This window comes from Bradyrhizobium sp. 159 (assembly GCF_023073795.1).
Taxonomy (GTDB): Bacteria; Pseudomonadota; Alphaproteobacteria; order Rhizobiales; family Xanthobacteraceae; genus Bradyrhizobium.
The window spans coordinates 63,499-85,842 of sequence record NZ_JADPKE010000029.1 but is presented as its reverse complement, the minus strand read 5'-3'; the positions used below and the strand labels follow the sequence as shown (position 1 = coordinate 85,842).

Here is a 22,344-nt window from a genome sequence, read left to right as displayed (position 1 = left end):
CGATCAGCGGGTGGCCTTGACCGGGCGAGCGAAGACGCGGCCGGCGCGAGCGGCAGCAAGGCCAAAGCGAGCCCCCGAACCAAAGAGATAGCCGCCCTGCAGGGCGATCGCTGCGATCACCGCGCCTTTCAGGCTCTCGATCACGCTGAGATCGAACATCAAGCCGACTGGGACGGCGGCGAGCATCAGGACGAAGCTCAACGGCAGCAGCACCAGGACGCGAAAGCGCTGGCCTAGCACGGCACCTACGAGAAAGCTGAAAATCAAAAACGCGGTCATCCGAAACACTCTCCGTGCTCCGGACCCTAGGTTCCCCAACCTAAAAAGACCCTTAAGTTGTATGGCTAAATTTGGCCTATTGGCTGCAATTTGCCAGCAGCGAATGACACGCCTCCCGCAGCCCATTGAGAGCCACCGTACCTTTGATCTCGCTGTCGCCTTCCCGCACCACCACGGACAGCGAGGGCTTGGTCTGCCATTTCCCGGCGGCAAAGGCGGAGACCTCGTCAGGCAACAGCACGGCGGCCCCCGCGGCGGCCATGCTGGCGTCAAACGTCAGGGTGCCACCGCCGCTCGCGGCAATGGTCACCTTGGGGTGGCTCCGGGGCGGGAAGGGCCGGATCTAGGCCACCAGCACGTCGATCTTGCCCTTCGGCGCACACCGGACGATCAAGCCGGCGAAGTCCGGATCCGGACTGGATCGTGTCCGCGGTCTTCATGATCGCGGCGAAGCTCTCGCCGTCCTTCGCTCCTTATGTCCGGGTGAATTTCCAGACGGAAGAAGGGGCAGGGGCGGCCACCGCAACAACCGGTGCGCCGTGGCAGGAGAGCCCCGGGCTGCCAGGGCATGGGGCAGCAGGGTTCCAGGAGCGATCGGCGGCGCCAAGGAGGGAACCCGCCAGCAGCGGAATCAGAAGGAGGCCAGACACGGGGATTCCTACTCTTAATGGCCCAGCCTTAGCAGACGGCCGCGAGGTCAAGAAGCCTTGCGCTTGACACGTCGGGCCCTCGAGTTGGGCGGTTTGCTCGCCGACCGGGCACACGAAATACAACAAATAGTCACAAAGGGTTAAACCAAGCCCCAAAGAGTGTCCCCCACGCAACACTAGCCGACCGATCGCACCGTTAACCACGCGGGAACCCTTGTCGCACCGCCCGCGCCGCCGTACCAATCGAAGCTCATTGGGGTCTCCAGGGGCGCGATTGATGTATTGCTTTGCCAAATCTTATTTATTGAAGCCGGCGTTTCTGGTGGCCGCTCTAGCGCTCGGGGCGTGTTCGACCAATCCCGGCTCCGGTCCGCTGACGGATGACGTCAACAACAAGATTCAGACTGAAAATGCGCCGGCCTACGAACTGGTGCCGCTCAATCCGGCTACCGTAAAGATCCTGCATACCCACGAGCCCAAGGGACTCGCCGGTGCGTTCACGGACAAGCGGCCGCCGGCCAGCATCGTGTTCGGGGTCGGCGACGTCGTCAGCGTTACCATCTTCGAAGCCGCCGCAGGCGGTCTGTTCATCCCGGCGGAAGCCGGCGTCCGTCCGGGTAACTTCGTAACGATTCCTGATCAATCCGTCGACAATGACGGGTTCATTACCGTGCCTTATGCCGGCCAGGTCAAGGCGGCCGGCCTTACGGCGGTGCAAATCCAGCGGGCTATCGTCGAGAAGATCTCCAATCGCGCGATCGAGCCGCAGGTTGTCGTTGCGATGTCGTCGCAGCGTACCCAGCTCATCAGCGTGCTGGGCGAAGTCAACACGCCAGTCCGTTTTCCAGCGAGCGCGGCGGGTGCGAAGGATCGCGTGCTTGACGCGATCACCCGCGCCGGCGGCATCAGGGGCCAGGGCTTCGAGACCTGGGTCATGCTGGAGCGCGGCGGACGGCGGGCAACCGTGCCGTTCGAGAATCTCGTGATGGCGCCCGAGAACAACATTTATGTTCGGCCGGACGACAGCATCTATGTCTATCGTGAGCAGCAGAAGTTCCTGGCGTTCGGTGCCAGCGGCCAGAGCGGCGAGTTCAACTTCGATGCCTGGCGCATCAACCTCGGCGAAGCCGTCGGCAAGGCCGGTGGTCTTTTGGATGGCCAAGCCGATCCGGCTGCCGTGTATCTCTATCGCCGCGAGCCGCGCGAGGTTGCAGCTCAGCTCGGCATCGACGTCAGCAAGTACACGTCAGAGACGGTCCCGGTCATCTTCAACGTGAACTTCCGCGATCCCGGTGGCTTCTTCCTCGCCACCAAGGTCATGATGAAGAATGGCGACATCCTCTACGTCTCGAACTCGCGCAACGTCGAAGTTGCCAAGTTCCTGAACTACCTGCGCGTGATCATGGCGACCGGCAACGATGCCGTGAATCTCTCGAACAATGCGCTGATCTTCCGCAACAACGTCAAGCTGGCGCCGTAAGACGCCGACTTGATCGATCAAAGCGATGGCACCGGGGTCTTGTCCCGGTGCCATTTTCGTTGAGCGATCCAATCGGTATCGTTCGGGTTATGGATCAGGGCACCACCGAAAGGCGGCCGGTCATTCCGCGGTGTTGCGAGGGCTTCATGCGCTTTAGATCGCAGGCATCCTGGGGATTTCTGACCGTGGCCATCGCCGGCCCCGCTCTGCTTGACGAAGCTTGCGGCGCGGCTGGAGAGCTCGGTGTTCGCCACCGGATCGACGTGGTTGTCTCCGCCGAGCCCGATGCGCCGATCTTTCGGCGCTTGAAGGGCACCAAGGGCGAGCTCTCGTTCACGGTTCGCTTGTCAGCAAATTCCAAGGAGAGCCGGTTCTTCGGGATGCTGCACCCGTCGTTCCCGGACATCGTCGTCCCCGATGTTGCCAACAAGCCGTTGGCCCAGCAGACCAAGCTGTGGGAGGAGGAGGTCTGTCATCAGCGGCGTGGGCTGCCGAAGGTGACGGTGACCCAGCTCGGCGGCCATTTTGGCGAGGGGGAGGGACGGATCGAGATTTCCGCCGTCAGCCGGCATATCGGCGTCCCAGTCCCGCCGGATGAATTAACCCCTGGAATAAAACTCGACCCGGGGCGTGACAATCTTGGGCTATTCTACGCCTTCCGGGCGCAGAGCCGGAACAGCCGCCTCAACGTTGATGTGAAGATCTATCCGATCGATTGTTTCCTCTAGAAGCTAAAGCAAGGCTCGCTCCAGAACGACGATGCGCCTTTGGCCTCCCAACATCAGCTGGTCCCGGATTCGTTGGTCGTGGAGCCTGCCCGCGAGCTTCATCCTGTTCTTCGTGGCCGCGGGCGCACCGTTTCCGTTCGGCTCGACCAACGATCTGTCGATCGCGTTCTGGTGCCTGTGCTTGGGAATCGCGGTGATCTTCGCGCCGACGCGTGAGCTGCGGGCGCCGCATCTGTGGCTGCTCGCCGGCATCGCCGTGATCGTCGCGGGTTATGCCGTCGTGCTGCATGAGCAGCTGTCCGATCATCCCTTCCTCGCGCCATTCCAGCCGATTTGGAAGCAGGCCGCGGATCTTCTGGGGGTGCCGATCGCCCCGTCCGCGTCCATCGTGAAGAACGAGGCGTTCTTCGCGCTCGGCGCCCCGCTCGCCAACATCCTCGCCATCGTGCTCGGCATCACCGTCGGCGCCGATCGCGAGCGCGCGCGAAGATTGCTGTGGGTGATCGCGATCTCGGGCGCGGCTTATGCGCTGTACGGCGTGCTCTCGTTTCTGATCGAGCCCACCATGATCCTGTGGCGGGACAAGACGGCCTATCTCGGCAGCGTCACCAGCACCTTCATCAACCGCAACACGGCGGCGGCCTATTTCGGCTCCTGCGCGGTGATCTGGATGCTGCTGATCCTGGAAGATGTCCGCCGCCGCCTGCCGGAGCGGCATATCGAATGGCGGCGTCTGTCGCTCGATCTGCGCACGATCCCTCCAAGAGAAATCCTGCCGCAGCTTGGCTGCCTGCTGATCTGTCTGATGGCGATGTTCATGACGGGATCGCGCGCCGGCGTCGGCCTGTCGCTGCTCGCGATGATCGTCTCGTTCACGCTGTTCCTGCGAAAAGACCTGCCGCCGCGCACCGGCATCTGGATCTCGCTCGGCTCGGGCCTCGCCGTCGCGCTCGGCCTCCTGCAGCTGCTCGGCGGCCGCGTCTCCAGCCGGTTCGACAGCCAGGGCCTGGTCGATGAGGGCCGCATCGAGGCCTGGAAATCGACGCTTCGGATCATCGCCGACAATCCTTGGGTCGGCACCGGCATGGGCACGTTCCAATGGGCCTTCCCGCCCTATCGGAGCCCAAACATTTCGATTCGCGGCATCTGGGATGCGGCGCATTCGACGCCGCTGGAGCTTGCCTCCGAGGTGGGCATCCCGATGGCGCTCTTGGTCGCGGTCGGCTGGGCCATCATGCTGCTCGTTCTGGCCAAGGGCGTGTTCGGGCGGCGGCGCGATGCCATCATCCCGCTGACTGCCGCGGCCACCGCCACGCTGTCGCTGCTGCATTCGTGCCTCGACTTCACGCTTCAGGTGCCCGGCTACAGCATTCCATTCTTTGCGCTTTTCGGCGCCGGCCTTGCGCAATCATTCCCGACCCGGCAGGGCCGCTCGGCCGCGGATGCCCTCGATACCGGCGGGCGAGGCGAGGGCGGTCAGACAACCGTTGACACAACCGCGCGGCGAGTGCGCCAGCTTCATAAAAGTGTCTAGATTTGAAGCAGTTGCGCTGTTTACGAAGTCTTTAGAATAAGTGGACAGTCGTTTTCTCTTCGGATAGGTTCCTGCACTGCAAGCCATTGCCCGGGCCGAGGAAGCAAATCGGGGCAACTGATTTTTTGGAGGTCTATTTATGAGCGTTATCAAGATTGCGCTTCGCATGGCTGCCGCCGCGGCCCTCGCCGCGACGATCACCTCAGCCGCAAGCGCCGCCGTTTATCCGCCGCAGCGCCAGCTGCCGGCCCAGGTCATTACCGAGTTCAAGGCCTCGCCCAACAGCCTGTTGCAGCAATATCCGACCGGCGGCCCGCAGCTGATCTCGCGCGTGCGCGACCTCGGCGCCTCCGATCCGACCACGCTCCCGGGCCTGATCGCGCTTCTGAAGGATCCCGCGACCACCAAGGACCAAATGCGCGCGATCGTCGGCGGCCTCGCCCAGGTCGCCCGCATGGCGGCGCAGAGCGATGCGGCTTTCGCCACTGAGATCCAGACCGCGATCGCCGGCATCGGCAACCCCGACGTGATCGCCGCCTATCAGGCCGCGACCGGCGACGTCGCGATCGCCGCGACCGGCGGCGGCGGTGGTGGTGGTAGCTCCGGCGCGGGCGGGCCGGTTGGCAATCCCGGCAACACCGGTGGTGCTAACAACGGTGCGCCGAGCTTCGGCGGATTCCACTATGCGAACACCGTCTCACCGAACTCCGCCGCAGGTACCGCCGGGATCACCAACGCCTCCAATAACGTCAGCCCGCGCCGCTGAGCGCAGACGAGCTTCAAGGAGCGGTCCAGGCTGGATCGTTCCACGACGGAACGGCGCTTTGCAGCGCCGTTTCGCGTTTACGGCGTTAAGCTTCCACACAAATTATAATGTGCGCACATCGTTGCGCTGCATCAATTGAGTTCAGCCGCATTTCGCTGCGTGTTATATTCGCCCTCAACCGCCGGTTCTTTTCGAGTGCCTTTGCTCGCGTGACTTTCTCATCCCAATGCCATCCTCCAGAGCCAATCACTGGACGATTTCAGGAATTGCACAATGCTGCAGGTGAATAAGCCGTCGTCGGAGATCAACCGCGACTATGCCGAGGTTGAAAGCTCTCCGGCCCAGACGCTCACCTCCTATGTCGATATTATCAAGCGCCAGTTCCCGACGATGGTCGCCATTGTTTCGGCCTGCGTGATCCTGGCGCTGCTCTATCTCTTCACCGCTGCACCGCAATTCACCTCCACCGCCTCGATGGTGATCGACACCCGCAAGGTGCAGCTGTTCCAGCAGCAATCCGTGCTCGGCGACATCGCGGTCGACTCCGCGTCGGTGGAGACCCAGGTCGAGATCCTGAAATCCGAGAACATTAGCCTCGCGGTGATCCGCGACCTGCATCTGATCGAGGATCCCGAGTTCTCCGGCTCCGGCGGCGGCGTGCTCGGCTCAGTCCTCGGCTTTGTTGGCGGCCTGTTCTCCGATAGGCACGCCTTGTCTGAATTCGAGCTCACCCGTAAGGCGCTGGAGCGCTTCGAGAAGAGCCGCACCGTCAAGCGGCTCGGCCTTACCTACGTCATGGAGATCGGCTACACCTCGAAGGACCCAGGGAAGGCCGCCAAGATCGCCAACGCTATCGCGGACGCCTATATCGTCGACCAACTCGAGGCGAAGTACCAGGCAACCCGCCGTGCCAGCGTCTGGCTGCAAGACCGCATCAAAGAGCTGCGCACTCAGGCGTCCGCCGCGCAACGGGCGGTCGTTGATTTCAAGACGTCCAACAACATCGTCGACGCCGGCGGCCGGCTGATGAACGAGCAGCAGCTCGCTGAGGTCAACAGCCAGCTCATCATGGCGCATGCGGCCACCGCCGAGACGAAGGCGCGGCTCGACCGTATCAACGACATTCTCAAGCAGGACATTCCAGACGCCAACGTCGCCGACGCGCTGAAGAACGACACAATCGTCAAGCTGCGCGGCCAGTATGTTGACATGGCCTCGAAAGAATCTATCTGGTCGATGAAGTACGGCTCCGATCATCTCGCCGCCGTCAACCTGCGCCGGCAGATGGCCGAGATCAAGAAGAACATCATCGATGAGCTGAAGCGCATCCAGGAATCCTACAAAAGCGACTACGACATCGCGGTGACGCGCGAGGAGAGCATCAAGTCAAGCCTCGCCAACGTCGTGTCGGAATCGCAGCTCACCAACCAAGCGCAGGTGCAGCTCCGCGAGCTCGAAAGTAACGCGCAGTCCTACCAGGCGATGTATGACAATTTCCTGCAGCGCTACATGGAGAGCGTGCAGCAGCAGTCCTTTCCGATCACCGAGGCACGGGTAATCAGCGCGGCGACCACGCCGCTCAAGAAGAGTTCTCCGAAGTCGCTGCTCGTCCTAGTCGCCAGCCTGTTCGGTGGCCTGATACTGGCGTTCGGCGCGGCCCTGGCGCGCGAGCTCGCCGACAAGGTATTCCGCACCACTGGTCAGGTCGAGGAGGTTCTGAGCGCAAACTGCATCGCCATCCTGCCGGCGCTCGGCGCAGCGGCGTCCGCCGGGCCGCGGCTTGGCGAAAGAATGCTGGGCGGCAAGCTCGCCAGGAAGGGCAACCCGCACCCCGATCTTCTGCGCTACGTCGTCGACAACCCGCTGTCGCGCTTCTCAGAAGCCGTCCGCTCGGTGAAGGTGGCGGTCGACCTCAATTCGATTGTGCGCGAGAACCGCGTCCTGGCGACCACCTCGACCCTGCCGAACGAGGGCAAGAGCACGCTCTCGACCAACCTCGCCCAGCTGATGGCGCATGGCGGGGCGCGCGTCATCTTGGTCGATGCCGATTTGCGCAACCCCTCGCTGTCACGCGCGCTGGTGCCCGATGCGAAGATTGGCCTTGTCGACGTCGTCGCGCAGAAGGCGCAGCTTGAGGACGCGCTGATCGTCGATCCCGTGACCAAGCTCTCAATCTTGCCAGCGGGCACCACCTCGAAGCTGTTGCACACCAATGAGATCCTGGCGTCGAAGGCGATGTACGCGCTAGTAACGCAGCTTCGTTCGAAATTCGATTACGTGGTGCTCGACATGCCGCCGATGGCGCCGGTGGTCGACGTGCGCGTCACCTCAACTTTTGTCGATTCTTACGTATTCGTCGTGGAATGGGGCAAGACCAAAATCGATGTGGTCAGGCACAATTTGCGCGGTTCGCCCGAGATCCAGGACAAACTGCTCGGAGTTGTTCTGAACAAAGCCGATACCAAGGCGTTGGCGCGCTACGAATCATACCACGGCCGCTATTACTACCAGAAGTATTACGCCCGCTATGGGTACGTGGAATAGTGGGGAGCCTTATGCTTCGGGGTGTACTGCTGCTGCTTGGCGCAGGCGGAATGCTCTGGTCACTAGCAGTACTACCCTCCTTTTGGTTAACAACACCGGCGCGCGCCATCGCGGCACGTATTATGGAGGACCAGCGCTTCAGGCCCGGCGCTCTCTCCGACGCGCTCTCTCGTATCACGAATGATTTTGCGCCGTTCATCGTGCAGCCGGAACTGCTGCACGCCGAGGCTCTCATCAGGCTGCAGAAGGCTGAAGAAGCGATACAGCGGAAGAGTCCCGATGAGGCCGATCGTGAAGTCGAAAAGGCTGAGAACAAGCTTAGGGCTTCACTTTCGACTAGCCCTAACGATTCATTTCTCTGGCTTCTTCTCCACTCGATCGAGATGACCCGCAACGGCTTTGATACTGATCACAGTAGCTATCTTATGCAGTCCTACATGATCGGACCTTATGAGGGGTGGATCTCACTTCGGCGGAATCGACTGGCCTTAGCCGCTTTGCCAATGCTAGGTGGCACAACGCAGGAGCGCGTTGTTGCTGAATTCGCATCCCTGGTCGACTCTGACTTCATTGAGGATGCTTCGTTGAACCTTACGACGGTCGGCTGGGTACATCGCGAACGCCTTGCGGCGAGCCTAGCAGGGACGGACATAGTCGCCCGGGAAAGCTTTGCTAAGCGGCTTTCGAAGGATGGCGTGAAAATCAAGATACCCGGTATTGAAACCCAAGATAGGCCGTGGAAATGAAACGGATCTTAGCCATTTTGGCTTGCTGCTCTTTGGTTGCCGCTCTGGCTGGCGTTGAATTCTCATCATCGGCTTGCGCTCAAACGGCTACCACCGCGCCGTCTTCCAGCCTCACTTTGCAAGGCCCTGCTGATCAAGCGGGAGCGTCGGTCATTCGAGACGCACTAGGGCGTCCGTGTCTCGACGTGGAGGCGGCTGCTCGGGCTCACACCGGCAATTCCGATATGCTTGATCACGTCGTTAGCCTTAAGAACAACTGTCCGCGCGTTATTCATGCGAAGGTCTGCTATTTCAATTCGTATCGCTGCAACGATGTTGTGGTTCAGGGCTACAAGAGAGTCGATACGATTCTCGGGTCCATGCGCGGTGCGAAATTTTTTCGCTACTCGACGATACAGAAGTAGCTTTGATGAACATTCTTCAAGTCATTCCGTCCCTTTCGCCGTTGCATGGAGGTCCCACCTTCGTGGCGATCAATCTGTCGAAGGCGTTGGCGGATCGAGGCCACACAGTACATCTTATTACGACCGATCGGGGCGGCGTTGCCGATGTCGGATCGCTCCAAAATGTTACTGTGACAGTTTTGAAGGAAACTTTCGCGCCTTACGCTTATGCCCCTGAAATGTCGAGCGTACTTGAATCGCTGATGCCAAGCGCCGATGTTGTGCACATTCACGCGTTGTACCTCCATTCGACGGTGCGAGCCGCTCAATTGGCGCACAAGTTTGGCGTGCCTTACGTCATCAGGCCGGCAGGAGCGTTGGATCCCTACCACCTCCGCCGCAAAGCACTAAAGAAGGCACTTTTCGATCATCTTGTTCACAACCGAGTTTTGCGAAATGCATCCGCCTTCCATTTCACGACCGAAATCGAAAGCAAGATTTCCCAGCCGCGGACATACGGAAGAAAGGCTTTCGTCGTCCCGAACGGCTTGAATATCGCGCAAATCGAAAGCCTTGCCCAAAAAGGACGATTCCGAAATACACTGGGAGTGGCTGCATCCAAGAGACTGATACTTTTTCTCGGACGTATCAATTACAAGAAGGGCTTCGAGCTTTTAATACCGGCATTTGCGCAGCTCAGACAAACGATCTCGGACATCCATCTCGTGATCGCTGGCAATGACGACGGACATCTCTCCGCGGTCCAAGAGCTAATCGGAGTTCACGGGCTGTCTACTGACTGCACGGTTACCGGGTTTCTTGGGTCTCCGCAAAAGTTCGAGGCTTTGGCCGACGCTGAAGTGTTTGTCTTGCCCTCATATTCGGAAAATTTTGCAAACGCGCTTTTTGAAGCATTGGCTTGCGGCACGCCGTCAGTGATATCAAACCAGGTGAATAGTTGGCCGGAAATCGCCGCAGCCGACGCTGGCGTTGTAGTAGATACAAAGGTAGACGAGCTTAAAACCGCACTGCATCAACTGCTCGTCAACTCCGAACGACGAAAAACATTATCGAACCGCGCCCGAGAGTTCTGCAGACAGAACTATGACTGGTCAAACATAGCCGGAAAACTAGAGTCGGAGTATCAATCGATCTTGGGTGAGAACAGCAGCTCGAGCACGGCCAAGAGGCTGTTGCGATGACAGTTTCGGTGACCGCGATAGTGCTCACTCACAATGAGCAACTCCATATTGAGCGTTGTATCGCAAGCCTTAAATCAAACGTTGAGCGGGTCGTGATCGTTGACTCAGGATCGACCGATCAGACCGTGGACATCGCAAAGCGATGCGGAGCGGACATATACACTCATCCGTTCAGGAACTACGCAACTCAATTCAATTGGGCGTTAGAAAACTGTGCAGTGGCCACAGATTGGGTTATGCGCATCGATGCCGACGAATTCATCGATGCGGAGCTGGCCGGTCAAATGCGTTCCCAGCTGCCCACGGCAAGCCCGGAGATCAACGGGTTTGTCGTCGAGCGTAGAGTGACATTTCTCGGAAGAATGATCCGATTCGGCGGGGGAGTTTCTCCTCAGTTCGTCCTGAAGATTTGGAGGACAAATAAGGGAGCGGTGGAAAATCGATGGATGGACGAGCATACAATTCTGTTCGAAGGCAGAACGGCGAATTTGTCTGGTCTTTTGATTGATGACAACCTCAAAGGGCTTGGCTTTTGGGTCGATAAACACAACCGATATGCGACGCGCGAGATGATTGACGCTCTGAACCCGGAGTTCAAGTTTTTCGAGGAGTCGACCTCGGTTCTCTCGGCGCAGGCACTGGTAAAGAGGGCCGCCAAAAAGAATGTCTACGCGCGGCTGCCGGTGATCTATAGAGCGGTCTGCTACTTTTGCTATCGATATTTCTTGCGATTGGGGTTTCTTGACGGGCGGGCGGGCTTGGTCTTCCACTTGATGCAAGGTCTCTGGTACAGACTGCTCGTCGATACACAGATACTTGAAGCAACTGACTTCATTAGGTCTAACGGACTGACTGCGTTCAAGGTCATGATGGAAGAGCGCCACGGCGTCAAGATCTGAGCATCAAGATTGGGATGGGTGATCGGCAGATGACGCGAGGAACAATCGCAGTTGTTTTCGTCGTGCTGATCAGCGTACTGATGCTAGCGCAACTTGCGTTAGGCTGCAGCCTCGCTGTCCTTACTCTTTGCGCGGCTACCATCGCGGTTTGCTTTGTGCCCGCATTTATCTATCGCTTTGATTTGTATGGCCTGCTGAACATTGTCCTAGGTATCCGATACGTTGTGTTTCCTCTGGCAGCCAAGACACTCTACGGACAATCGCTCGATGAGCATCTTGTCTATCCGCTCGAGGCTTTCTCTCTGACCCTTTGTATTCTCTCAGCCGAAACCGTGGTGATTTATACTGTCCGGTTCTTCGATCACGGAGCATCGATTGTTTCTCTGAAGGAGCAATCATCAGAGTTGTTGTCTACAAAGAACTTGGCTCTTGGTCTTGGAATAGCGGCTTACATCGGCTTAGCAGCTGTAAAGCCTACCTCAGCCCAGACTGCAGGCACTGGGCTTTTTGTCGTGTTTGCCGCGCTCGCTAAGCTATTCGTCCTAGGCCTGATAATGCAGACACGCGACGGGGCCCAGCGGTTCGGACGCGATGGCTTTTTGACCATAGGCCTCTTCGCAGCTCTTGCTTTCGAATTCTTGACTAGCTTGGTGCTCAACTACCGTGAGGGTCTGCTATCAGCCCTTCTAGGCGTATTGCTGACTTCATATTACTGCCGGGCGATCAGGCTGAGGCACGTGATCGTCGGCGCAATCTTTGTCTCGTTGTTCGGCTTCCTGATCTCACCCCTCACACTGTATCTGAGGACAAAGAAAGAGAACATGCCGATCGCGGAGTTTGCAGAGCTGGCGTTGACGACGGCAATGCGAGCTGCAGTCGATGCTGAGTTCCTACAGTCATTGTCCAGCCAAAACGACAGCTCGCTTGCAAGAATAAAGCAAGAAAACATTGTAGGTTACGACTATTATCGATTGGGGAGTAGATCCAACGTACTAAACCGATTGTCGTTTGTCGCGCTGGTAGACTGGGCCTACACGGGAATGGCTGGCCGGGCTCCTCTGGGCATGCGGGTTCTCGAAGAGAGCCTTCAGCGGGTTACTCCGTCCTTTATCTGGCCAGACAAGAAGGCGATGAACTATGGCATCGGAGATTTCATTGCTTGGAATACCGGACAGCTGCACGTCGGCAATTCGGCGTTCTTGAACTACAGCTTGGCAATGGAGGGCTTCGCATCGTATGGGTTGGTGGGCTTGTTCATTTACCCGTTCCTGTTCATGCTGCCGCTACTGTTTGTTCTTTCCAGAATTGCGAGCTTCCGCAACGTATCGGTTGTAAGCATATTTCTCTTCTCGATTTATCAGCATGTGTTCGTCGAATCCACAACCGAAGTTCTTTTGGCCGAATTGACGAGGGGTATCCCATTCTTCTTTCTTGCCTTGATTGTACTACAAGGTCTTCGCTCAGTTAATTTAGTTAAGGCGCTAAAGCATGGCTAGTTCGAATTCATTGCTTCGCAAGAAACAATGAGGCGTCTAGCTGTCTGGCCGAATGCTATGGACCTGATCGATCAGTTTGGGCGAAAACTAAGCTTTCTACTTAGTCTGCTGATACTTGCGCATGCTAGCGTAGACGAGCTCAGAGCTGCTGGTCCAGACGCTCCGCCCGCTCGGAGTATCCATGATTGGACTACATGCGATGGAAAGCAAGATGATCGAAATGGTGTGGCCGCGGCCTTCAGCGACGCAAAGAATCATGCTTTCACCCTGGTGGTTGATTGTCCAGTTTACGTTCATGTTGGTAGCGACATCTCACGACCTATCTTTGTAGAAGATGGAACGAGTGTCCGATTCGTCGGCAATGGGTTGTTCATTACGGACAACGTCTTCATACCCACATGGGTCATAGCTAATAGCAGCCAAATTGATCTCCGGGACTGGCGCGTCAAGTATATAGGCCAGCTCCCAGTTGATCCGGATACAAAAGGATATGTAGCAAATGGCACATTCGTGCCAATGAAAGGCAAATATCAGCCTGCTGGAGCCTTTCACGATATGATTCTAACTCCCTGGCTGACAGCAAACAGGGGTATTCGCTTCGATCGGACCAGCGGGACTGTGACTTCTCCCTGGCCGGGGCCCACGGGCACATCCGCAGTATTTTACATATTGGGGACCACCAATTCCGTCAAAATTGACGGCATGAAGATCTTCGTGCCAGAGCGAGCGGACGGAGCTCACTTCGTTCCAGTGTGTTTTCTTACTACCGTCGGATTTAAGAGCAATCAGGTAATAACTGCTGCGGTTCCCATTGATGCAAACTCGGCGGCTCTGCCCAGTGAAATCGAGGTGTCAAATCTAGAACTCGACGGCACGTACATGGGATGGCTTGGAAGCCTAAAGAGTTCGCATTTCCGAAACATAAGATCGTTTCGATATGGCGATCTACAGGACGACGAAGGAGAGAATGTAGGAGGAGTGGGAAAATGGTTTGCGCCCCCGCATCTTTTTTACATCACGTCACCAAAATTCAATGATCTTCGCAATTCGCATTTGGAAATTTCAGGGGTGTTGGATTGGGGCCAGCGTGTTGGAGTGGCAAGGGACAAGCATGATGCGAACCGTAGTGGGTACGCCTTATCTCTCAAGATCAGCGCTTCTGATTCCAGCGTAAAGGACTACACATCTTATCGGCCGGATGGGCTGCTGGACCTTCTTCCGAGCGAGCGCCTCGTGATTGATGGACTTAGGGGCGCTTACGATTCATCCTTCTTGAACAACATCTATCCGGCGGTCCGGTTTCCGGTGGGGCCATATCATAACGTTATCATTGAGAATGTAGAAGTCGAGGATAGAGCCCAGAAGGCTACAATCGCACCGATCGGAGGAATCCTTGATGCGAATAGCTCGAACGTAACTCTGCGCAATGTGAATGCTGTTCTTCACTCTCCAGCCACCGCGGCGGCAAGGTTGCCGGTCTTCTTGGGCGAGAACCATTCAATTGAAATCCGTATAGAGTCGAACTGAGCTATAAAGATATGCGCAAGTAGGCTTCGTTAAACGGCAAGACATGTGACATGTCGTAGGACCGAGTTGACTAAGTTTTCATTGAAGTACCCGTTTTGCAGCGCCCTCGCGTGCCCCGCCCTCGATATCCTGGCAATTCGAGGCGGGTCCTCAAGAAGGCCGAGACATTTGTTTGCGCATTCTTCTACGCTATTCCAAAAGATTGCCTCTTCGCCTTCCGTGTACATTTCGATGTGTTCAGAGGTTCTTTCAGCGCAGAACAGCGTTCCAATTGCCGGGATCTCTATCGATCTGGTCGTGTGGAGATCCTCATTGCCTTTCGAGAGCAGGCCTATTGCAATCGACGTGCACTGAACTGCCTTGACATAATCTTCAGGCGACAACGCTCCCAATCTCACATGCTGCTTCAACGCTGAGAATTCAGGAGCCTTGTCCCATCTTGGCCCAAAAATCGTTAAAGGCACTCCCCTATCAATGAGATGTCTTAGGAACGGCCCTCGTTCAGGCATCCAGGTCCCTATAAAACTAACCTGAGAAGTAAACTTGGCCTTTTCGGCGGCAGAGAGATCCACTGAGCGGTGAGCGATCTCGTCGGCGGCGAACATTACACGCAGGACACGCCGCGCTCCCGCCGCACGCGCGGCTTGTATGCTTGAAGCACGAGGAGTGACGATTAGATCGTATTCGGCAACCGCCCGTAAGAATAGCCGCCAACGAAAGCCGTCCCGTGCAACATAGGGATTGTCTTGACAGTAGTTCACAATAGGTGCGCCAAGGCGTCTCAACGCTCGAACGAGTGAGGCGCTACAAAGATCCCCATGGTCGACCCACACCAGATCAAATTGGTCGCTCATAGCTCGCTCGAGGACATGCCGGGAAATTGAGCCGGCTAGACCCAAGCAGCCTGTCTTGAAGGCCCATCTCTTGAGGCCCTGCGGAACTGCGTGATGAGGGTCTATGCTGGTTATCTTATGGCCGAGGCGAGCCATTGCAACAGAGCGGTGGAGCGATGTCCCACTGCTCGATCCGATGTAAAGTATTCTCATTTTTGAATGGTTTCTTGGCAGAACTGTTTGCGTATGTCGAATGCAACTACGATGAGCATCGTTCCGTGAGCAACCAGCAATGAGATCGCAACGGCATTGAGTCCAAACCTCTCCAGCGCGGCGGCTTGGCTGGCCAAACAAATGAAGCTGACTGCGAGATAAGCGTAGGATAAACGGACGTGTCTGTTGATCGCCAAGATCGGCATCGCAGCGGTCGTCCATGCCATCTCAGACGAAGCTGCCAGAATCATGAGGAAGAACCACGGATATCCAGCATGTATCCTATCCTTCGTCCATACATGCAGTACGTATTCTCCGGAAGAAACGAGAAGTGCAATGTATCCTGCCAACATGAACCCGGTCGCAAGCACATGCCATCTGAACGTTGCCCACAGCAATGATCTGCTTGAGGCGTATAGGCGTGTATATTCGGGAATGAAGGTAGCATTCAGTAGGTTTGCAGCTGTCGTTCCGAGGCGAACAAGAGTCCTGCACGTGGAGAACGTGGCAACCGCTAGCGGATTGGTTAAGCTCCCTAGGAGGACTACAGGTCCCTGAATGAGCAGGACCTGCGCAAAAGATTGAGCGAGAAATGCAAATGAGGGTGCGGCAAGACGCCGAACTTCGGACAGACTCACATAGGTGAATCCCAGTTGTAGCCAGCCCGCGACCGTACGCAGTCTAACCCAGACGAGAATCGCAATGCCGCCCCTGCACAAGAATATGGTTAGGGCCGTGGTTGGAAGGTCGTTGCTAAGCGTCGCGGCTATGATGGTGACAATACCTTCCGCAAGCCGTGAGGAGGCGTTCCACAGGACTTCCTCCGCAGGTCGTCCTGACGCTCGCAACCCTGCTGCGAATAGCAGAAGATATTGATTCAATAGCACATTGCCGGCGAGGAATAGCAGAATCCGGGTCGCACTCTCGCCGCTCACTTCACCAAGTGAAAACGTGTGCGCCAGGTTCGAAGGAGAAATAGCTGAAAACAAGATCGCAAGGACGACGAACACGACAATATTCAGCAGCGCGAACGTGCTCTGATATATGTGAATCGCTCTCTTATGATCACCAGATGCCACACTGGTGGTCAGTTCGTTCTTTGCGGATAATGTGAAGCCGAAGTCTGCAAATACCAAGTAACTGGGTACTGCAGATAACAAGAGCCAAACGCCGTAGCGTTGCGCACCCCACTGATGCAACAGGATGGGAACGAGGGCTAGTTGGACAAGGAGAGTGACGATTTGGTTGTAGATCTGCGCGCCAAAAGTCAACGCAAGGCGCTTTCGTGACCAAGCAGCTTCTAACCTATTCATAAGGCATTGGTGCTCACTTGGAAGAGGGATGCTTACCTGGTGGTGCCAGCAGATCGTCTATAATTGCGTCAAGATTGTCTTGGAAGGAATTATTTAGGTACTGTAACTCGACTTTCTTTCTGCCATTTTCGCCGAGTCGTCGAGCCAACTCCGTATCGACAAGTAGTGCATAAAGCCGACTTGCAATATCTTCCGGTCGCCTGTGGTCCACCACAAAACCATCAGAACCGTCCGAAACAACCTCCTTCGACGCTCCGAACGAACTGCAGATCACAGGTAGAGAGCGCAGCCACGCTTCGAGATAGACTATTCCGAACCCCTCCTTCGAGGAGGGCATGGCGAAAACGGATGCACGTCCATAGGCCTGCGAAAGGTCTGCCTCGCTTACGCGCCCCAGAAAAGCAACATTGTTGCTGATATCAAGCTCTCGCGCCAAGCCCTCCAATTCGCTCCGCAGTGAGCCGTCGCCTACAATCTCATAGCGGACGTTCGGCAATCTCTGCTTCAATATGGCGATCGCTTTGAGCATCTGATCAATGTTTTTGGGGCGGTCGCCGGAACCGAGACGGGAAACGGTCAATACAATGTGCGAGTCTGTTCGAGGAATGCTCGTTGATCGTTCGATCAGGTCGACAGCGTTCGGAAGAATCCTGAATTTGGCAGCGTCCACGTGAAATTCCCGCGACATAATATCAGCGGTATAGCGACTCACGGATGCGATTCGATCCACAGCGCAAAGAAGAAGCGACTCGAACCAGCGCTTCTTCCGGCGGCCCGGCTCATTCCAAACTTCGTCCCCGTGCACAAACAGGAGAATTGGTGTCTTCCAATGAAGGAACCGCACTAGAGCCGCGAGAGGGAGAAGGTTTATATGTCCGATAATGAAGACGCTCGCTCGACGGGCCGCAAATGCGCTCGCAAGAGTATAGACAAATCGACTTGGATAGCTTTGCACAAAGGGCGACAAAGCCTTTGGTACGCTTGATCCGTCCCGCAGCACTTGAATTTGCGGTAAAGCTTCTTTTCGGATCTTAGTACGAGATACTAGACTTCGAATAACTCGCCGATTGAAATTCTGCATGCCACCCACTAACGAGTAGGTTTCGAGCGCAGAAAATACGAGATGCGACTTGTGCGCGCGTTCTAAGGAGACAGAATAGATCATGGTTGCCTGAGCCACTGTTCGTCCGAAGATGCTGAGACAACAGTTCGCTGGGGAGTTCAATAGGCGCGAGATTGTGCGAATGTGCTCGTTGCGGTTCTGAGAAAAATCCTGACGTCCAACCACAAGCTCCAGTTATTGATGTACCACAGATCATAATCCACACGCTTCTGCATCAGCTCGAGCGTGCGGGTTTCTCCACGATAACCGTTCACCTGGGCCCAGCCGGTGATGCCGGGCTTGACGTGGTGGCGGAAGGCGTAGTTGCCGATGATCTGCTCATATTCGGTGTTGTGGGCGGCCGCGTGCGGGCGGGGGCCGACCAGCGACATGTCGCCCTTGAGCACGTTGAGGAGCTGCGGCAGCTCGTCGATCGAGGTCTTGCGCAGCCATTTGCCGATCGGCGTGACGCGCGGGTCGTTCTTCTGCGCCTGCACGATCGTCGGGCCGTCCTCGAGCACGCGCATGGTGCGGAACTTGAAGATCCTGAACGCGCGCCCATTGAAGCCGTTGCGGGTCTGGCGGAAGAACACCGGGCCCTTCGAGCTCAGCTTGATCAGGATCGCGGTCACCAGCATCACCGGCGCGAACACCAGCAGCGCAAGGCTCGCGCCGACGAGGTCCAGCGCGCGCTTGAGCGCGCGTTCGCGCAAGGTGAGCGGGGCGCGGCGCAGCTCGGCGGTGAAGGTGTTGCCGGTGCCCTCAAGCGGATAGCGCAGGAAGCGCGCCGTGTTGGCGTCCGGCACCAGATGCACCGGAACGGGGAGGATCTTCAGCACGTCCAGAATGCTGTCGATCGCATGCTGCCGGCTCCAGTTGATCAAGAGGAAGACGTGCTCGATCCGGCTCTCGCGCGCATAGGCGATCAGCTCCTCGAAGCGCGGCGCGAGCGAAGACAGCAGCAGCGGCGAATCGAGGTCCTTGGGCCGGACCTCCATCACCCGCATCAGGCGGTAGCCGTGCTGGCCGAGGTCGTCGACCGCGTTGGAGGAGGCGGCAAGGCCGAACTCGGCGATCATGATCGCGCGGCCGTTGGCGAAGGCGCCGGTGCGCAGGGCCCGCGCGGTCCAGCGCGCCGCGGCCGTTTTCCAGGCGAGCAGGACGGCGAGGCCGATCAGATAGAACGAGATCGTGGTGCCGCGGGAGAATTCGTCGCTGACCTTCATCGTGAAGGCGATCGCCAGCAACGCGCCGAACAGGAAGGTCCACGTCGTCAGCGTCATCCGGAACGTGCGCGGCAGGTTGGTGACGGTCTTGAGGCGATAGCCCTGCTGCACGATGGTCAGCAGGATGAAATTGATCGCAACCAGCACGCTGGCCGCCGCATAGACGTCCGCCTTGCCGAGCGTGCCCGCGGTCACGACGTGATAGCCGACCGCGCAGCCGATCCCGCTGACCACGATCAGCGCCGCATCGACCACCGCCATCAGCCGCTCCACAACCACAGGTCGCAGCCAGCTCGGCGCAAACCCTGCAGATGTCTCGGCGACTGGCTCGACCACGCCAATTCCCGCCGTAGAATCAGCGACGGCCACCGGCCGAGTGGAAAGAATCGTCATCCTGCCAAACCCATTAACGCAAAATTCATTGCCCGAACGCGCTGTGCTATCGGTCAAAATCGCTGTTACAACAAGGCGAAGGAAAAATTAACCTTACCCCACAAGCTGCATTGTAGCCCATCTCGCCTCGGCTGATATGTTTAAATTTCACAACCCGTTAGGAAGTTACGTTGGCTCCAACCCAATCCCGGCGGCGACCTCGGCCGAGAGGGAAGCGGTACCTTGCCATTGGCCTTGCGGCGGTCGCTTTGGCGGGAATCGTGCTTCTCCTTCTTCGCCCCGATGCCGCCCCCATACGAGCTCCGACGACTTCCAGGCCCGTCGCAATCAAGCTCCTCCTTGACGGGCGATACGGCGCGCGGTTTGCCGGCGAACTCGCTGCATCGAGGCAGGGATATTTCTCCTCCCGCATTGAGGTGTCGGCTCAGCCCGAAGACCTTGAGTTCGTCCAAACCATTGCACGCCAACATGCCATCGGCGTGACGAGCGGCCAGAAGTTCCTGCTGGCCAGCTGGCGTGGCGTCCCCGTAACCGCCTTCGCTGCGAGCTTTCTCGACACCTCTGTCGCCGTTTTCACGCTCGAAGCCTCGGGATTGCGTCGGCCGGCTGATCTAGTCAGCAAGCGGGTTGGGTACCGCAGGGCGAGTGAGGGAGACGTCGTTTTCGATGCCATGATGGCGCAGCTCGGGCTTCCCCGCAGCCAGATCACCAAGGTCCCAGACCGCGACAGCTTCGAAGCCCTGAGGGTCGGGGAGGTGGATGCGATCGTTGCCGCGATTGACGAGCAGCCTGATCCCTCCAGTTCGACCTTCGTGAAGCTGAACGTCATCAAACCGCAGGACTACGGCATCCATGTTCCAGGCCAGGTCTATTTTGCGAGCAATGATCTCATCCATGATCAGCCGTCCGCGATCGCCGACGTCCTTCAGGGGCTCATCCGAGGGTGGCAATTTGCCTATGCGGACTATGCACGGAGCGTGCCCGTTCTCGCCGGCGCCGGCCCAGCCAGGCTGAATTCCGAGCGGCTCAAATTCGAGCTGCAGCAGCAGCGCCCGCTGGTACTTCCGACGGGCGGCCGCATCGGCGACTACGACGAAAGCCGTTGGCGGACGCTTCGGGATATCCTCCTCTTCGCCAAGCTCGGGGAGGAGGACGTGCCTTTGGCTCAGACGGTCAATTACCAGTTCCTTCGGGATGTGTACCGCCGTTCGCCCGACCTCGCTGCTCCGGGCGCCTGGAGCGAGGAAAGATAGGACCAAGAAGCCACACTCGTGCGCCATATCGCCCCAAAAGCCCTGTGGCCGGCCGGGCATCGGTTGCATTTCTGCCGATGGCCTTGGTAAAGTTCGGCTCACTATTGGGCTAGTCGCGGAGTGGCTTACGGATTGTGACGTCGGTTGGCTGGATCTGACGAGCGCGAGTCGAAATCAAATCCGCAGGGGCGAGGAGCTTTTTGGGATGTTTAAGACGTTGATGCGAGCGGGCCTTCTGGCCGTGACCGTTACCTTCTGCGCAGCGAGTGGAGCAAGCGCCGCGATGCAGATGCCCGCACCGGCAGCCTTGCTCACCAGCGAGAGCAAGGTAACGCCTATTACGTTCTGGGCGCAGCCGTATCCCTACCGGTATGTGCCGTGGCGTCGTTGCCCCGTGGTGCGGGTCGAAACGCCCTATGGGTGGTACATGGATCGGGTTTGCGCGCCTGTTGGTCCTGTCCTGCGCCGGGCGTACTGAGGTTGAGCTAGCCGAGCGGCGGCTGCCGTTTTTCAACGATCTTCCAAGGCAGCCGCACAGCTGATGCGGCTGCCTTGCTCGTTTTTGTTTCATTGTGTGCTGACCTTTTGTGCGCGCAGCGCAGGTTCACCATGAATATCTTCGTCGGGCCGGGACAGACTGGCGCATGGTGAAGATTGTGTTAGCTGTTTGGCGGGGCTGCATCGACAGCGTGATTGCGTAATGCGACCGGCCGCCGGATCTCGCCACAGTGGTGGTGATCCGGCCAAGCGGATGCTGATAGAGGATACGATGACAGGGGCTTCAACTTACGATCTCACGGGCAAACGTGTCTTCGTCGCGGGCCACCGCGGCATGGTGGGATCAGCTGTCGTCCGCAGGCTTGCCTCAGAGAATTGCACCGTACTCACGGCCGATCGGCGTGAGCTGGACCTCACAAAGGAAGAGCCGACGCTGAAATGGCTCGAGGCCAATCGTCCAGAGGTCGTGGTTCACGCCGCTGCAAAGGTTGGCGGTATCGCAGCCAACAACAATTTCCCGGTCGACTTTCTCTGCGACAACCTTGCGTTGGAATTGAACGTGATCCGCGCAAGTCACGCGGTTGGCGTGCAGCGACTACTGTTCCTCGGCTCGTCCTGCATCTATCCAAAATACGCCAAGCAGCCGATCGCCGAAAGCGAATTGCTGACGGGGCCGCTTGAGCCGACCAACGAGTGGTACGCAATCGCCAAGATTGCCGGCCTCAAGATGTGTCAGGCCTATCGTCGGCAATATGGCGATGATTTCATCTCGGTGATGCCGACCAATTTGTACGGCCGCGGCGACAATTATCATCCGGATCATAGTCACGTCCCGGCAGCGTTGATCCGGCGCTTCCACGAAGCCAAGCTTGCCAAGGCGCCGACAGTCACCGTTTGGGGCACCGGCACGCCGCTGCGCGAATTTCTCAATGTCGAGGATTTTGCCGATGCCTGCGTTTTCCTTCTGAAGAATTATTCGAGCGATCTCCCGATAAACGTCGGCAGCGGCGATGAGGTATCGATCGCTGACTTCGCAGCGGCCGTGGCGGAGGTCGTCGGCTATGAAGGTAAGTTGATTTTTGATACGTCAAAGCCTGATGGCACGCCACGCAAGCTGCTCGATAGCTCGAGAATACGGGGGCTTGGGTGGCGACCTAAAATTGCTTTGCGGGCCGGCCTCGTGGCGGCCTACGCAGATTATCTAGAAGGCTACGGACGTCATCTGGAAGTCGGCGCAACACGCTGAGTGGACTACTTAGACTGCAAGCGACTTTTTTAT

At 57.7% G+C, this 22,344-nt stretch carries 18 protein-coding genes; 12 read left to right on the top strand and 6 right to left on the bottom strand.

All coding sequences use genetic code 11. The features are described from left to right. Window positions 1–3: 3 nt before the first annotated feature. Both IVA96_RS05570 and IVA96_RS05565 read right to left on the bottom strand, forming a co-directional pair. Window positions 4–279, bottom strand: coding sequence for a hypothetical protein (locus IVA96_RS05570; protein WP_247415927.1), 276 nt, complete (start codon window positions 277–279; stop codon window positions 4–6). Between the two features lie 76 nt (window positions 280–355). Further along, complete coding sequence (locus IVA96_RS05565; RefSeq protein ID WP_247415925.1) at window positions 356–589, bottom strand: hypothetical protein; 234 nt, start codon at window positions 587–589, stop codon at window positions 356–358. A 617-nt stretch (window positions 590–1,206) separates the two neighbouring features. On the opposite strand from IVA96_RS05565, the gene IVA96_RS05560 reads away from it, so the two are divergent. From IVA96_RS05560 to IVA96_RS05515, 10 genes are all read left to right on the top strand, one after another. After that, complete coding sequence (locus IVA96_RS05560; RefSeq protein WP_247415923.1) at window positions 1,207–2,409, top strand: polysaccharide biosynthesis/export family protein; 1,203 nt, start codon at window positions 1,207–1,209, stop codon at window positions 2,407–2,409. Between the two features lie 59 nt (window positions 2,410–2,468). After that, window positions 2,469–3,137 carry a hypothetical protein gene (locus tag IVA96_RS05555; protein ID WP_247415921.1) on the top strand — a complete coding sequence of 223 codons (669 nt, stop codon included), beginning with the start codon at window positions 2,469–2,471 and terminating at the stop codon, window positions 3,135–3,137. Between the two features lie 31 nt (window positions 3,138–3,168). Further along, window positions 3,169–4,671, top strand: a complete 1,503-nt coding sequence (locus IVA96_RS05550) for an O-antigen ligase family protein (protein ID WP_247415919.1) — start codon at window positions 3,169–3,171, stop codon at window positions 4,669–4,671. Between the two features lie 139 nt (window positions 4,672–4,810). Further along, on the top strand, window positions 4,811–5,437 hold the full coding sequence (locus IVA96_RS05545; protein ID WP_247415917.1) for a hypothetical protein: 627 nt from the start codon (window positions 4,811–4,813) through the stop codon (window positions 5,435–5,437). Between the two features lie 273 nt (window positions 5,438–5,710). Continuing rightward, a complete protein-coding gene (locus tag IVA96_RS05540) occupies window positions 5,711–7,981 on the top strand; it encodes a polysaccharide biosynthesis tyrosine autokinase (protein WP_247415916.1) in 2,271 nt (756 codons plus the stop codon). An 11-nt stretch (window positions 7,982–7,992) separates the two neighbouring features. Then, entirely contained in the window at window positions 7,993–8,727 is a 735-nt protein-coding gene (locus IVA96_RS05535) for a hypothetical protein (protein WP_247415914.1), read from the top strand. Between the two features lie 409 nt (window positions 8,728–9,136). After that, window positions 9,137–10,312 (top strand): glycosyltransferase, encoded by a 1,176-nt coding sequence (locus tag IVA96_RS05530; protein WP_247415911.1) that lies wholly within the window; start codon window positions 9,137–9,139, stop codon window positions 10,310–10,312. Then, the gene (locus tag IVA96_RS05525) at window positions 10,309–11,211 is read left to right on the top strand and encodes a glycosyltransferase family 2 protein (protein ID WP_247415910.1); all 903 of its coding nucleotides are present in this window, start codon (window positions 10,309–10,311) and stop codon (window positions 11,209–11,211) included. The genes IVA96_RS05530 and IVA96_RS05525 overlap by 4 nt, the downstream gene beginning before the upstream one ends. A 14-nt stretch (window positions 11,212–11,225) precedes the next feature. After that, window positions 11,226–12,707, top strand: coding sequence for a hypothetical protein (locus IVA96_RS05520; protein ID WP_247415908.1), 1,482 nt, complete (start codon window positions 11,226–11,228; stop codon window positions 12,705–12,707). A gap of 225 nt (window positions 12,708–12,932) precedes the next feature. Then, entirely contained in the window at window positions 12,933–14,234 is a 1,302-nt protein-coding gene (locus IVA96_RS05515) for a hypothetical protein (RefSeq protein WP_247415906.1), read from the top strand. Between the two features lie 29 nt (window positions 14,235–14,263). Here IVA96_RS05515 and IVA96_RS05510 read toward each other — a convergent pair whose 3' ends face one another. From IVA96_RS05510 to IVA96_RS05495, 4 genes are all read right to left on the bottom strand, one after another. Then, on the bottom strand, window positions 14,264–14,839 hold the full coding sequence (locus tag IVA96_RS05510; RefSeq protein ID WP_247415904.1) for a glycosyltransferase: 576 nt from the start codon (window positions 14,837–14,839) through the stop codon (window positions 14,264–14,266). A gap of 437 nt (window positions 14,840–15,276) precedes the next feature. Beyond that, window positions 15,277–16,593, bottom strand: coding sequence for a hypothetical protein (locus IVA96_RS05505; protein ID WP_247415901.1), 1,317 nt, complete (start codon window positions 16,591–16,593; stop codon window positions 15,277–15,279). Window positions 16,594–16,606: 13 nt separating this feature from the next. Continuing rightward, window positions 16,607–17,758: a glycosyltransferase family 4 protein gene (locus IVA96_RS05500; RefSeq protein WP_247415900.1), complete on the bottom strand. Its 1,152-nt coding sequence runs from the start codon at window positions 17,756–17,758 to the stop codon at window positions 16,607–16,609. Window positions 17,759–17,814: 56 nt separating this feature from the next. Further along, window positions 17,815–19,257 carry an undecaprenyl-phosphate glucose phosphotransferase gene (locus IVA96_RS05495; RefSeq protein ID WP_346347883.1) on the bottom strand — a complete coding sequence of 481 codons (1,443 nt, stop codon included), beginning with the start codon at window positions 19,255–19,257 and terminating at the stop codon, window positions 17,815–17,817. Between the two features lie 317 nt (window positions 19,258–19,574). Between IVA96_RS05495 and IVA96_RS05490 the strand changes: the two genes are divergently transcribed. Further along, window positions 19,575–20,567, top strand: coding sequence for an ABC transporter substrate-binding protein (locus IVA96_RS05490; protein ID WP_247415897.1), 993 nt, complete (start codon window positions 19,575–19,577; stop codon window positions 20,565–20,567). A 769-nt stretch (window positions 20,568–21,336) separates the two neighbouring features. Then, a complete protein-coding gene (locus tag IVA96_RS05485) occupies window positions 21,337–22,311 on the top strand; it encodes a GDP-L-fucose synthase (protein WP_247416152.1) in 975 nt (324 codons plus the stop codon). Window positions 22,312–22,344 lie beyond the last annotated feature (33 nt).